The organism is Nisaea sp. (assembly GCF_034670185.1).
In the GTDB taxonomy this organism is placed as follows: domain Bacteria; phylum Pseudomonadota; class Alphaproteobacteria; order Thalassobaculales; family Thalassobaculaceae; genus Nisaea.
This window is the reverse complement of record NZ_JAXMNY010000001.1, coordinates 359,655-373,846: the sequence shown is the minus strand read 5'-3', so window position 1 is coordinate 373,846 and position 14,192 is coordinate 359,655. Positions and strand designations below refer to the sequence as shown.

Genomic DNA, 14,192 nt, shown 5'->3' with positions numbered 1-14,192 from the left:
CGGACTAAACACGCTGCAAAAGATCGACAAGAATGCCTTCACGCAGCCCTCTGTCGGCGACCCGGAGCCGCCCTACAGGCCAGCGCTCGCAAATTCCCTGCAGGATGGCGCAGCCGGCGACAACGAGATCGGCCCGGTCCGAGCCGATGCAGGGCATTGCGGCCCGCTCCCGGTAGCCGACCGACGCCAGGTGCTCTGCAATCCCTTCCATCTCCGAAAAATCGAGATAGGTACCGTCGACCCGGTTCCGCTCATAGCGGCGCAAATTCATGTGCAAACCGGCAAGTGTCGTCACCGTCCCCGAAGTTCCGACCATCTGCACCAGACCATCGCTGATTGCGGTACCGATACCGAAGCGGGTTTCGAACTCGTCGAGCGCCGCTCGGGATTCCTCGACCATTTTACGGTAGGTGGCACGGTCGAACCTGTCCCCGCCATAACGCTCCGACAAAGTGACCACACCGAACGGCAGGGAAATCGCGTCGAGCGCACCGCTTCCATTACGTTCGGTTTCATGGTTCTGCGCACGGTGCCAGACCAACTCGGTACTGCCGCCGCCAATATCGAAGACCAGCGCGTTCGGGATGTTCGGGTTGAGCAAGGGCAGGCAGCCGGCCAGCGCCAGCGAGGCCTCCTCGTCCGTTGAGATGATCTCGATATCCAGATCCGTCTCGGAAGCAACCCGCTCCAGAAAGACGTCGCAATTACGTGCTTTACGACAGGCTTCCGTCGCCACGACACGGGAGAGGGTGACGTTCTTCTTCGCCATCTTCCGGGCACAGATTTTCAGAGCCTGGAGCGTCCGGTCCATGGCGTCAGCAGACAATTCCTGACGGCTCTGAAGTCCCTGCCCCAGGCGGACGATACGGGAAAAAGCATCAACAACGCGAAAACCGGATCCGTGCGGGACGGCGATCAGCAACCGGCAATTGTTCGTGCCCAAATCCACAGCAGCCAGAACCGGCGGTTGGCCTGGTTTTTTGGGTGCGCGGACGGCAGCGCTCGACGATTTCGGAACCTCGCGCCGCAAAGGCGGCCGCGACCGCTCCTGGCGCCCCTTTTCCGGATCACCCTCCGTCGAACGTCCTCCCCGCCGCGTCGAAAGCGAACGGCCGGTGGACATGCATCACTCATTTCAAATGGCGCCTCCGGCGTCCGGAGGCTGTTTCAACGGATAGTGTAATAGGATTATCTAAAATTTCATATAGTACGGGCTGATAAGTTCCGCGTTTTGTGAGCTGACGATCAAGTGCCGGTTACTTTTTCCGTAATCAGACAGCCCTACGACATCAGTCCTCAAAGATAAAAGTGAACGATGGAGCGCCCTTCAACGATCTCGACCCGCGCTTCAAGGTCAAAAACCTCCTGGATATTGGTCGCCGTCACAATCTCGGCGGGTGCGCCCTGCCGGACCAGTTTTCCGTCCCGCATGGCAATGATGAGATCGGAATAGCAGGACGCGAAATTGATATCGTGCAGCACGAGAATGACACTCTTGGAACGCTCGTCGGCGGCCCCGCGGCAACAACAGCTTCGTAATCCGGCTCGAACAGGGAGCCAACATTCACGAGTTGCCACACGCCTGTTTGGGCAAATGCTCCGGCTCGGGAACGCCCGTCTCCTTCTTCAGACCGGGTCAGCCTCCTGTCGCGCCACTTTATCCGCAACCCAGCTATAGGTTTTTTCTAACCCCTCGCGCAGAGCCGCACTCGGTGCCCATCCCAATTCAGCCCGAATCAGGCTGTTGTCGGAGTTCCGGCCGCGCACACCGAGCGGACCCGGTACATGGCGTTTCGTCAGGGACTTTCCGGCAATCTCACAAACCATGTCGACCAACCGATTGATGCTGACCATTTCGTCCGAGCCGATATTGACCGGCCCCGCGAATCCGGACCGGGTCAGCCGCAGAACGCCATCCAAGCATTCGTCGATATAGAGAAAGGAACGGGTCTGCTCGCCATCACCCCAGATTTCGATCTCGCCGCCATCCTGCGCCTCAGCCACTTTCCGGCAGATCGCCGCCGGCGCCTTCTCCCGGCCATCGTTCCAGGACCCTTCCGGGCCAAAGATGTTGTGGAACCGGGCGATGCGGCATTCGAGGCCATGGTTCCGTTGGTAGGAGAGATAGAGACGCTCGCTGAAAAGCTTCTCCCAGCCATATTCGCTGTCCGGGTTGGCCGGATAGGCACTGTCTTCGCGACAGTTCGGAGTGTCCGGGTCCAGCTGATTCTCTTGCGGATAAATGCAGGCCGAGGAGGAATAGAAGACCCGCTTGATGCCGTGCCTGTTGCAGATATCGACAATATTCAGATTGATCGCCGCGGAATTATGCATGACGTCGGCATCGTGATCGCCGGTGAAGATGTATCCGGCGCCGCCCATATCCGCCGCGAGCTGATAGACCTCATCGAACTTCCGATCGATCACGGCCCGGACATTGCTCGGCTCGCGCAGGTCAGCAACGACGAAATCGTCCGCTTCGGTTCTGGCATAACGCGGATGCTTCAGGTCGACACCCCGCACCCAGCAGCCCTCGGCTTTGAGCCTGCGGACCAGATGGCTGCCTATAAAGCCGCCTGCCCCGAGCACGAGAACCTGTTTCATACGGAGATTTCCACTTTCATCGACTCCTGAAGCGCCTGGCGAGCTGCCAGGCGCAAGATTATCCAAAGCACAGAGTCTATGATGCAAAAATGTACAAATGATAACCGGCACGGCAAAGCGCTGGCTGCCCATGACCGCTAGTTTCAAGCTGCTCCGGCAAGGCATATCGCCAACGGTGATTTTGGCACTTGCCATCCGCAGGCAAGCTCGCTAGTTTCCCGCCGCTACCGCGAGCGCATTTGATGCGTCGGTCCCGTTGGGGGATAGTTTAACGGTAGAACTACGGACTCTGACTCCGTCAGTCCTGGTTCGAATCCAGGTCCCCCAGCCATTTCTCTATAAACGAACAGCAACAGTTGATCTGAAACGATCCTCGTTCCGCTCGTCTGTACTGTCACCACAGTAGCGCATGGCCTCCGTGTCCTTATCTCTAGAGAAGCGGTTCAACCTAATGATGGCCGCGCCGGATCGTGCAGCGCCATTATACGATGAAGAGTCGGCCCGAATCTTCATCACTAAAAGCCCCATAAATTCTGCATCGAAATAACAATCAAAGATTACATTTACATGCCGTCAGCACAGTGAAGACTAAACCATCTCCACACCATACTGGCGCCATCCGATGCTCACACACTCCCTTTACTGTCTCAAGGAGGGGCGTTTGACCGATGGCAAGATCACGGATATAGAGACGGTTAACTCGACATAAAAAGTCGAGAGCGTGACCGGAGAGAGAGTATGATCAGGAACGGCATCAAGCGCGATCTGATCGCTGCCATCGCCGCTGTCCCGATGGCGATGTGTCTGACCGCCGGAGTGGTCAGATCGGAGACCACGGTCAGTCCATCCTCGTTCCGGCAGATAGAAGAACACCTTGCCGCAGCTGATGATCTGCTGCTTCAGCCCGCGACCAACGATCAAGCGACGGCCTCACAATCAGACGATCTGCTGCTGCCGGCTTCAAGCGACTTGCCAGCATCCTCGCAATCAGACGACCTATTGCATCAGCCAAGCTCAAGCGACAAGTCGGCGGCTTCAGAATCAGACGATCTGTTGCTTCAACCAACCTCACAATCGGGTGACTTGCTGCTTCAACCGACGCCGGATGACGCCACGCCATCAATCGCGCCTGCTATCGGCGCCCCTGCCCCACCAAATAAACCAGAGGATACCGCTGGAACCACACCGGTGGCGGCTGCCCAGCATGAGAAACTGTTCGCCGAGAATCGCTTTCCCGCGGCCACCACCTGCGCCACCTGCCACCCCAAACAGTATGATGAATGGTCGGCGTCGCAGCATGCCTACGCCCAGCTGAGTCCGGTGTTCCTGACCATGCAGGCGGCGATCAACAACAAGACCAGCGGCACCAATGGTGACTTCTGCATACGCTGTCATACGCCGGTCGGCATGAACCTGGAAGAATCGGTCTACGTCTCCAACTTCGAACGGCATCCGACATCTCGCGAAGGCGTGACATGCATCGCCTGCCATCGGGTCAATCGCAATTACGGCAAGATCAGCGGCCGTCTGGCCGTCGTCGAGGGCGACATTTTCGAGCCGGTCTTCGGCCCCAAGGGCGACGATGAACTGAAACGGGTCCTTGATCAGCCGGAAACCTACCGTGTGACGACCGACCGTGACGCGCCGGGCCGCGCCATTCACACCGAGGTCGAACGGTTTTTCCCGCTGGTGACCTCCGGCTTCTGTGCCACCTGCCACGACGTTACCCTGGTGAACGGCTTCCGGCTGGAGGAGGCCTTCGCCGAGTATCATCAGTCTCCGGCCTCCAAGGCAGGTGTGAGCTGCCAGGACTGCCATATGGGCAAGGAACAGGGCGTTGCGTCCGGCTACGAAGAAGGACCCGCGGCAATCGTCGGCGGCGTGCCGACGCAATCCCGCAAGCTGGCCAGCCATTTCTTTGCCGGTCCCGACCACTCGATCCTCCAACCCGGCCTGTTCCCGCTGAATGTAAAGGCGCAGAGCTTCAAGACCATGCGGGAATGGATGGCGTTTGACGACGCTGCCGGCTGGGGCACCGACGCATTCGAGGACGCGGCACCGCGCGACTACCCGTTCCCCGAGGCATGGCGTTCGATCGACGATCGCTACGACGCGCGCAAGATCATCCAGGAACAGAAACTGCGGCTTGAGAAAGCAGAGGAGCGGCGCCTTGAAGTCCTGCGCAACGGCCTTGCACTCAGCGAGATCGACATCCTGTCCGCCGAACCCGGCACGCTTTCCTTCTCGGTGTCGGTCCGCAATATCACCGACGGCCATTCGGTGCCGACCGGCTTCGATGCCGAGCGCCTGATGTTTCTGGAGGTTACGGTCGCCAACAGCGACGGGGCCGTGATCTACCGCTCGGGCGACCGCGATCCGAACGGCGACCTGCGCGACAGCCATTCCGCCTATGTTCATGCAGGCGAGCTGCCGCTCGATGAAGATCTGTTCAATCTTCAGTCCAAGTTCCTGGTCCGCCTGTTGCGCGGCGGCGAGCGCGAACAGGTATTGCCGATCAACACCTCTCAGGGCGTGCTGCCCTTCGTGCGCCCCGAAGCGCTGCCGACGACGATTTACGGCCGCCCCCGCAACACACGAAAGCACAAACAGACCATCGATCCGCTGGGCAGCCGGACAGCCACCTATGCCATACCGGCGGACGTGCTGACCGGTTCGGGACCCTATGCGGTCTCCGTACGCCTTCAGGCACAGATGGTACCGGTGAACCTGATCCTGGCGATCCAGGATATCGGCTTTGATTACGGCATGAGCCCGCGTCAGGTGGCCGACGCAGTGGTCGACGGTACGCTGACCATCGCCGAACGGCAGGCGACCGTGACCCTGGACGCTCCAAAGCAGGCGACGACCCAATGAGCAGGAAACTCTTCTGGAGCCGTTTACTGCCGGTGGCGGCCATACTGTTTGCCGCATCCGCCGCGTCCGCGGAGGTGAAGACGCTCTCCGAAGAGCCGATCCCCTATAAGGGCGATGAGCTGCCGGAACGCACGAAGCCTCTGCTGGAAATTGGCCCGGCCCTGCTTGGTACCGGCCCACTGGATCCGGGCTTCGTGCTGCCGACGGGTGCCGTCTGGCAACCCGCCCTCTGGGTCTTCGGCCAATACCGCACCGGCATCGATATCTACAAGAGCGGCGATGCGCCGGAAGTTCAGGAATGGGCAAACCGGCTCGACCTGTTTGCCAACCTGAGACTTACCGGCACCGAGCGGGTGCTGTTCGGACTGTCCCCGTTACGCGACGAAGGCAAGTTCACCGGCTATCACCGGCGGCCAGAATCCCGCGAAGGCTTCGACAGCAACTTCAGCGGAGAGATCACCGCCCTCTTCTTCGAAGGCGAAATCGGGGAGATCTTCCCCGACGCGGATCCCCTCGATGCGGGCGGACTCGATCTCGGCTTCACAATCGGGCGCCAGCAGCTTCTCTTCCAGGAAGGCCTGCTGATCAACGATACGATCGACGCCGTCGCCCTCACCCGCGACACCATCACCATCCGCGACCATTCGGTCGACACCCGCCTCACCGGCCTGTTCGGCTGGAGCCATATCGACAGAGACGACAACGAGCGCGACCATGACGCGCGACTGTTCGGCCTGTTCTCCGAGACCGATTTCGACACTTCTACCATCGCGCTGGATGCGATCTGGGTGACCGGCGGCGAAAATGACAATGTCGAAACCGACGGACTGTTTCTGGGCGCTGGAACCACCCAGCGGATCGGCAAGGTGAATACCGCCTTCCGTGTCGCCCAGTCCATCGCCCTTGATGAAGCCTCACCATCGGTCGATACCGGTACCCTGTTCCTGGCTGAGCTGTCCGGCGACCCGATGGGCAATGACGACGTCCTCTACGCCAATGCCGCCTGGGCCATTGACCGCTTTGCCTCGGCGGCGCGCGATCCGATCGCCGGCGGCCCGCTCGGTCCGGTCGGTATCCTGTTCGCCTCCCCTGGCCTTGGCGACTACGGAACAGCGCTCAGCAACCGGGCAGAGAACATCGTCGCCGCCGCGACCGGATATCAGATGTTCTTCAATCAGGAGCGCACACAGATCGTCGCCGAGATCGGCACCCGCCTCGCGACCGATAGGGACCAGAGAGACGCGGTTGCCATAGGGTTGCGCTTCCAGCAGGCACTCGGTGCGCGTGTCGTTCTGCAGCTCGACGGCTTCGTGTCCCGCCAGGAGAACCAGGACACGGGTTACGGCGCGCGCTCCGAGCTTCTGGTGAGGTTCTGAGCCGATGGTCGGGATGATCGAGACAATCGGATATGTCATCGTTGCCGGCACCGCTGCCGAGATGGCACTCAGCCTGTTCGGCACCTGGCGGCGCGGACATCTGGAGCGCCGCAGCTTCGCCGCCGAGGCAAGCCTGTTTGAACGCCGTGTCGAGCTGTCACTGAGCCGGGCCGAGGCCGAACGGGATCTGACGATCAATTCCTGGAGCGGCTTCCGCAAGTTCAAGGTGGCACGCAAGATCCGTGAGGCCGACGATATCCACACCTTCGAACTGGTCCCCCACAATGGCCGCCCGCTGCCGCAATATCTGCCGGGCCAGTACCTGACGTTCCAGGTTCGCATTCCCGGTCAGACCAAGCCGCTTGTGCGCTGCTACTCCCTGTCCGACGCCCCCGGCAATGACGAACGCTACCGAATCAGCGTCAAAAAAGTTCAAGCGCCGTCAGGCACGGAACACGCTTCCGGAGCAGTGTCGAGCTATCTGAACGATGTCGTGCGCGAAGGCGATATCCTGGACGTACGCGCGCCCGCCGGGACTTTCTGTTGCGATCCCGCTTCTGACCAGCCGATTGTGCTGATCGCGGGCGGGGTCGGCATCACACCCCTGCTGAGCATGCTGAACAGCGTATGCAGCGCCCCCACCGAGCGTGAGGTCTGGCTGTTTTATGGTGTCCGTAACCGCCCGCAGCACGCATTTGCGGATCATATCGCGGGCCTGCGGCAGCTTTATCCCAATCTGCATGTCGTGAACTGCTACAGCGATCCGACCGAGGCCTGCGTGCCCGGCAAGGATTACGACCACGAGGGCCGTATCAGCCTTGAGGTTCTCAAAGCCAACCTGCCGTCATCCAACTATGCCTTCTATCTGTGCGGACCGGCGCCAATGATGGAAGTTGTCTCCGGCGAGCTACGCGACTGGGGCGTACCGGCGGACGACATCCGGATCGAAGCATTCGGAGCGGCCACCGTGCAGCGCCAACCGAGCGAGCGGCCCGTAGCAGCCCCCGAACCCGGTATCGAGATCCGGTTCGACCGCTCCGACAAGGTTCTGGCCTGGGACGGCTCAGCAGGCACGATCCTCGAACTCGCCGAAAAGAACGGTGTCGCATTGGAAAGCGGCTGCAGGGCCGGACATTGCGGTACTTGCGTGGTCGCCATCAAGGCGGGCGAAGTCGATTACGTCGCCGACCCGGCCGTGTCGCCGGAACCGGGCACCTGCCTCGCCTGTATGGCGGTGCCGCGCGGCAAGGTGACCCTCGACGCATGATTAAAATGGAACAAGACGGATACACAACCATGGACAACATTATGAGCACGTGGGCTTCACGCTACCTTGCTGCTGCGGCGGCGTTGCTCGTCATTCTAGCGGGCCTTTCCGTCTCTTCCGTATCCGCGCAAACGAGTGACGAGCATTTCAAGATGATCGGACCGGCCAAGTGCGCCGAGTGCCACAAGACCGAGACCGAAATCTGGAAAGGGACACATCACTTTTCCACCTTCACGGAATTGACCCGCAGGAAAGAGGCGAGCGAGATCGCCGAGCGCATGGGCATGCGCCGCATCAAGTCGGAGAGTCTTTGCCTGGACTGCCATTTCTCAATGGTGGAAACGGCTGGCGGCACTCCCGAACCCGTTGCCGGTATCTCCTGCGAAAGCTGCCATGGGGCGGCCAGCGCGTGGCAGCCTATTCATAGCGGCTTCAGCGGCAAGAAGGAGGGGCAAGAGACCCCGGAAGAGATTGCCCTGCGCTGGGAAAAATCCGAGGCCGCAGGCATGATCCGCCCGAAGGACATGTACCGTTGGGCCAAGAACTGCTTCTCCTGCCATGTCGTGCCCGAAGAAAAGCTGGTGAATGTGGGCGGCCACAAGGCTGGCAGCCCGTTCGAGCTGGTCGCCTGGTCCCAGGGCGAGGTGCGCCACAATACCTGGCACACCAAGGGCGCCAGCAATGCGGCGGCGTCCCTGAACGACAAGCGCCTGATGTTCGTCGTTGGCCGTGCGGTCGAGCTGGAAACAGCGCTGCGGGCCGTCGGCAAGGCGACACAGAAGGCGAGCTACGCGGTGTCCATGGCCAAGCGCGCTCAGGCCGCGCGACAGGCAATCGGCGCACTTGACGGTTTCCTGAAAATCGCGGAGCTGACCGAAATGGGGACAGTGGCAAACAGTGCCGGTCTCAAGCTCAATAACGACGCGGCCCTTTCGGCGGTGGCGGACAAGGTCGGCGCCCTCACCCGGCAAATCGCCGGCAAATATGACGGCAGCACCTTTGGCACGATCGACAAGTATCTGCCGGCGGAATCCGCCTACAAGGGAACCCCGGCCCGCTGAGGGCCGCATTGATGTCCGCCGAGACAACAGCGATCAGCCGTCCGCGGCGCTGGGATAATCCGTTCGACCCCGATCTGTCGACGGCGGATGTCGAGCGGATACTCGCGGCACCGGTGTTCCGCGACCTTGACCCGAACCGGTTTCCACCGGGCCAGTCGCTGCCGGATATCGTCCGCAACGATGCCCGCATAAACCGCTATCAACGCGGCGACATCGTCGTGCTCGAAGGCGATTACGGTAACTCGGTCTTCGTTATCCTGAGCGGCAAGGTCAATGTGCTCTACGGCTATCTGCCGGAAATCGGGCGGCCACCACGCCGCGCGCGTCGTCCGTTCTGGAACGCGCTTGCCCAGCTCTGGCGCAATTCGCGTGAAATCGAGACACGGACCCTGTCACCATCTGCCCGCGCGGTCCATATGCGCGCCAACCGGGGACGCGCCTATCTGCCCGATATCGAGCGGGTCATCGCGGAGCATTCTGTCACCCCGCTTGAGCATGGTGACATGTTCGGTGAAATCTCCGCCTTGTCGCGCGGGCCACGCACGGCAACTGTGTTCGCCGATACGGACTGCGAACTGATTGAGCTGCGCTGGCAGGGCTTGCGCGATCTGCGCGCGCGCGACCCGGACCTGCGTGAGCGGGTCGACCACCTGCACCGCACCCGCAGCCTGCTCGCCCACTTGTCGGAAAGCCCCCTGTTCGCCCATCTCGACGAAGCGACGATTGCCCTTGTCGCCCAGGAGATCCGCTTCGAGAACCACGGCACACAGGAGCTGTTTCCTACAGGCGAATTGCCCACCGAGAGCGGCGGATCACTGGCGGGAGAGCCGCTGATCGCAGAGGAAGGCAGCCTCACGGACGATCTGATCATGATCCGCGCCGGTTTTGCCAGGGTGACCGAACATCTCGATCACGGCAATCGGACGGTCGGATACCTGAAGAACAACGACGTCTTCGGCCTAGAGGAAATTGTCCGGCAATGGCGCGGCAACGGCTCGGTCCCCTTGCGTAACAGCCTGAGGGCGATCGGCTATCTGGACATTCTGCGCGTGCCTGCGGTGGTGATGGAGCGCTATGTCCTGCCGACCATGCCGGAACACCTGTTGCCGGTGGCTGCGGACACCGACATTCGCGCAACACCTGTCTGGAAACGCGACGAGAGTGCGACCGGGATTGAGCAGCCTCTGGTCGACTTCCTGATCGACGAACGGATCATCAACGGCACCCAGTCCATGGTAATCGATCTGGACCGCTGCACGGGCTGCGACGACTGTGTGAAGGCCTGCGCCGCAACCCATGACGGCAACCCGCGCTTCGTGCGCCAGGGCCCGTCCCACGACGACGTCATGATCGCCAATGCCTGCATGCACTGCGTCGATGCGGTTTGCCTGATCGGCTGCCCGACCGGTGCGATCCACCGGGACCTGTCCTCCGGCGATGTTCATATCAACGACGATACTTGCATTGGCTGCGGAACCTGTTCGCGAAGCTGCCCGTACGGCAACATCGTCATGGTCGAGATCGCCGACAAAGCGGGTACCGTCATAACCGACCGCGAGACCGGAGCGGCGATCCGCCGGGCGACCAAGTGCGACCTCTGTGCCGGGCAGCTCGGCGGCCCTGCCTGCCAGCGCGCCTGCCCGAACGACGCGCTGGTGCGCCTCGACATGAGTAACCCGGGAGAGATGGTGGCATGGCTGCATCGCTGACCCGTTTCACCCGGCGCCGGGCGCGCAACACGGCGCTCGTCGTGGGCGCCACCTTGCTCCTCGTCGCCATTACCCATCTGGCAGAGACAACCCTGCACGACATACGGTTCGTCACCGGCTGGACCCTGTTCGGGCTGATCGTGGGGCTGGCACTGTTCGACCTGCGCCGCCGTATTCCCGTCCTGCCTCTTGGCAGCGCGTCGGACTGGGAGCAAGTGCATATCTATGGCGGCTGGTGCGCGGTTGCGGTGTTCCTGACCCACACAGGCGCCGGTCTGCCGGACGGCCCACTTGAGATCGCGCTCTGGATTCCGTTCGTGGCCGTCACGATCAGCGGAACGGTGGGCATCTGGCTGAGCAGGGTTCTGCCGAAGCGCATGCGCGATCACGGTGCACGTGAGCTATACGACCGCATCGCCACCCGGCGCGCGGAAATCGCCGCCGAAGCGCAAGCTCTGGCTATATCCTCTGCCCGCGACACCGGATCGGTCACCATCGCCGACTACTATCAGAAAGAGCTGAGCGCGTATTTCCAGCGCCCGCGCAACGCGCTCGCCCATCTGACCGGATACCAAGGCCATCTGCGCCTGCAGCAGCAACAGATCCAGTCGCTGCACCGCTATGTGGATGCCCGTGGACACAAAATCCTCAACCGATTGTCGGAACTGGTCGAGATCAAGGACGACCTTGACTACCAGTTCGCCGCGCAGTCGGCACTCAGGCTCTGGCTGTTTGTGCATGTGCCGCTCGCTTACGGCCTGCTGATCCTTATCGCGGTCCATGCGGTCCTGGCGCATGCCTTCGAGGTGGGACCGTCATGAGTACAACGGGAACCAATAGCAGCATGTCCTCCTACGACCGCCCCGACCGGCAATGGCGGTGCGGTCGGCTCGCCCTCGGTCAGCCTTGCCCGCACGGGCCTGACGCCGGCGGCGCCTGCCGCGGCATGGCCGATTGTGCTCCGGTCCGCCGGGGAGACCGCTGGCATTGCACCCGCCCGCAAAGTGCCGGCGGCCCCTGCGACGCCGGACCGGCGCCCGACGGTCGTTGCTCGGTCCAGCGCCCGCCCTGTGTTCCTGTGCGCAGTCTCAGCGCACTGCGTCGCCGTGTAACGCGGCTGGTCGTAGTCGCCGTGATCGGTCTGGTCATGATCGCGCTTTCCGGCACCGACCGGGAAGCCCTGTTGTCCCCCGGGCCGCTTACCTTCCAGCACAGTGTGGTCGGCGGGTGCGCTGGTTGCCATCAGGGTTTCGACGAAGGCCCCGCAGGCTGGGTGATGACCGCTGTCGGAATGTCGCAGGAGATGCACGGAGACCACACCTGCCGCTCCTGCCACGAACTCGGCCCACATGCAGAGCGCGCGCACTCCCGCCCCCCGGCAACGACCGCGGCCCTTACAGACGCGGCATTGCAGCGCCACACCAAAGAGGGAGCCGGGCAACCGCTTGAGTTCAAACTGTCCGGATGGCTGTTCACAGATACCGGCACGCCAACATCCACGGTCGGGTGCGCAACCTGTCACCGTGAACATAGCGGCGTAGACGCCAGCCTCATCGAGATGCCGGAAGGTGCCTGCCAGACCTGTCACACCGTGCAATTCAACTCGTTCGGAAACGGCCATCCGGAATTCGGCGAGACCCTGTTCGACCGCCGCCTGCGCATTGCCTTCGATCACGCCTCCCATCTGGACCGGCATTTCGGTGCCACCGAGAGTGCCGGAAAGGCGCCGGAAACCTGCACGTCCTGCCACCTGCCGTCGGATGACGGTCGGGCCATGCAAACGGAAAACTTCGAGACCATGTGCGCATCCTGCCACCAGGACGACATATCCGGTGCAGGCGCGATCGGTCCGAAGGGGGTCGCGTTCCTGACGGTACCGGGTCTGGACTCGCAGGAATTGAAGGCCCGCGGCGTCGATATCGGCGACTGGCCGAAATGGTCGGAGGAGCCGATCACCCCGTTCATGCGGCGTCTGCTGGAGGGAGACGAGTCGATAGCGCTCGCCCTCAAGCAGATGGAAGGGCTGGACCCGATGGATCTGCGCAAGGCGGAACCGGACGACATCAAGGCGGTCTCGGAAGTCGCATTCGCGATCAAGCGCCTGATCGGCGACCTGCTCACCGGCGGGATCCAGGCGGCAGAAGAGCGGCTGGCGAGCGCGCAGACTGAGATGGCTCCGGAGCCAAACAACACCGACCGGACCGGCACTCTGCTCGGCCATCTACCGTTGGAAGTGCTGCAAGCAGCGGCCCGGGACTGGTTCCCGGAGCTGGCGAGCGAGCTGGCCGGAAAGCTCCCGGCACTGCCGGAGACGATACCAGGCCCGGCATCCGCCCAGAACGGAAGCCCTACCCTCGCTCCTTCGCTGGATCAGTCGGATATTCTGGCGCCTGCGCCCGACCACTCGGACATCCTCGCTGCACCATTGACGGAACAGTCCGATATCCTCGCGCCTGCACCTGACCAGTCGGACATTCTCGCCGCGCCGTCAACGGATCAGTCCGATATCCTTGCACCCGCGCCTGACCAATCGGACATCCTCGCCGCCCCAGAAACGGATCAGTCCGACATCCTCGCGCCTGCACTTGATCAATCGGATATTCTCGCATCGCCATTGACCGGAGCTAACGATGCCCTCGCGGCACCGGCCACACCGGTCACTCAGGCCGATGCCGCCGCCCCACTGCCACCGCGGATCGAGCCCAACGTCTCGCCCGAAGACTGGATGCGGGCCGGCGGCTGGTATCGCAATGAGTTTGCCCTGCTGTACCGGCCGACCGGGCACGCGGACCCGTTCATGCGAGCCTGGATCGATCTCGCTGCTGCTTCACCATTCAAGGGTGGCAAAGACGCATTGATGGCAACTTTCGACGGCCCCCAAGCACCGGGGACATGCCTGCGCTGTCACAGCATCGACCGTGATGAGAACGGAACCGGATATGCCAACTGGCAACCGTCCTCCCACGATCCCGCCACCCGGGATTTCGTGCGTTTCTCCCACAGGCCGCATTTCAGCCTGATCGCGGACTCCGGCGGCTGTCAGACTTGCCACACCGTGGTCCGCCCGCAAGGAGCCGGACCCACTTCCGCATTCCAGGACCAATACCGGCAGAGCGATCCGCACGCCGGAATTGTCGCCGGTTTCGCTTCACCAACCGTCGCCACCTGCTCGGAATGTCACGCACCGGGGCGCGCCGGAGATACCTGCACCCAGTGCCACGCCTATCATGTCGGCACATTCGAAACACCGACCGTTCCGACCAGAATGCGGGTGCTCGCACCCACTGAATGATCACACGGA

General features: G+C 62.1%; 10 protein-coding genes and 1 tRNA gene. 8 read left to right on the top strand and 3 right to left on the bottom strand.

All coding sequences use genetic code 11. From position 1 onward, the window contains the following. Positions 1 to 4 precede the first annotated feature (4 nt). The 3 genes from VOI22_RS01720 to VOI22_RS01710 form a co-directional block, all read right to left on the bottom strand. Positions 5 to 1,123, bottom strand: coding sequence for a Ppx/GppA phosphatase family protein (locus VOI22_RS01720; protein WP_323794876.1), 1,119 nt, complete (start codon positions 1,121 to 1,123; stop codon positions 5 to 7). 173 nt (positions 1,124 to 1,296) lie between these two features. Continuing rightward, on the bottom strand, positions 1,297 to 1,482 hold the full coding sequence (locus VOI22_RS01715) for a hypothetical protein (RefSeq protein WP_323794875.1): 186 nt from the start codon (positions 1,480 to 1,482) through the stop codon (positions 1,297 to 1,299). A 144-nt stretch (positions 1,483 to 1,626) separates the two neighbouring features. After that, positions 1,627 to 2,604: an NAD-dependent epimerase/dehydratase family protein gene (locus tag VOI22_RS01710; protein WP_323794874.1), complete on the bottom strand. Its 978-nt coding sequence runs from the start codon at positions 2,602 to 2,604 to the stop codon at positions 1,627 to 1,629. A 257-nt stretch (positions 2,605 to 2,861) separates the two neighbouring features. On the opposite strand from VOI22_RS01710, the gene VOI22_RS01705 reads away from it, so the two are divergent. The 8 genes from VOI22_RS01705 (at position 2,862) to VOI22_RS01670 (ending at position 14,183) form a co-directional block, all read left to right on the top strand. Further along, positions 2,862 to 2,935 (top strand) — tRNA-Gln (locus tag VOI22_RS01705). A gap of 407 nt (positions 2,936 to 3,342) precedes the next feature. Beyond that, positions 3,343 to 5,478: a multiheme c-type cytochrome gene (locus VOI22_RS01700; protein WP_323794873.1), complete on the top strand. Its 2,136-nt coding sequence runs from the start codon at positions 3,343 to 3,345 to the stop codon at positions 5,476 to 5,478. After that, positions 5,475 to 6,854, top strand: coding sequence for a hypothetical protein (locus VOI22_RS01695; RefSeq protein ID WP_323794872.1), 1,380 nt, complete (start codon positions 5,475 to 5,477; stop codon positions 6,852 to 6,854). Before VOI22_RS01700 ends, VOI22_RS01695 begins: the two co-directional genes overlap by 4 nt. A gap of 13 nt (positions 6,855 to 6,867) precedes the next feature. Beyond that, positions 6,868 to 8,121 (top strand): 2Fe-2S iron-sulfur cluster-binding protein, encoded by a 1,254-nt coding sequence (locus VOI22_RS01690; RefSeq protein ID WP_323794871.1) that lies wholly within the window; start codon positions 6,868 to 6,870, stop codon positions 8,119 to 8,121. A 41-nt stretch (positions 8,122 to 8,162) separates the two neighbouring features. Then, a complete protein-coding gene (locus VOI22_RS01685; protein ID WP_323794870.1) occupies positions 8,163 to 9,182 on the top strand; it encodes a cytochrome c family protein in 1,020 nt (339 codons plus the stop codon). 11 nt (positions 9,183 to 9,193) lie between these two features. Continuing rightward, positions 9,194 to 10,891 (top strand): cyclic nucleotide-binding domain-containing protein, encoded by a 1,698-nt coding sequence (locus VOI22_RS01680; protein ID WP_323794869.1) that lies wholly within the window; start codon positions 9,194 to 9,196, stop codon positions 10,889 to 10,891. Continuing rightward, on the top strand, positions 10,876 to 11,712 hold the full coding sequence (locus VOI22_RS01675) for a hypothetical protein (RefSeq protein ID WP_323794868.1): 837 nt from the start codon (positions 10,876 to 10,878) through the stop codon (positions 11,710 to 11,712). The genes VOI22_RS01680 and VOI22_RS01675 overlap by 16 nt, the downstream gene beginning before the upstream one ends. Further along, entirely contained in the window at positions 11,709 to 14,183 is a 2,475-nt protein-coding gene (locus VOI22_RS01670; RefSeq protein WP_323794867.1) for a hypothetical protein, read from the top strand. Before VOI22_RS01675 ends, VOI22_RS01670 begins: the two co-directional genes overlap by 4 nt. Positions 14,184 to 14,192 lie beyond the last annotated feature (9 nt).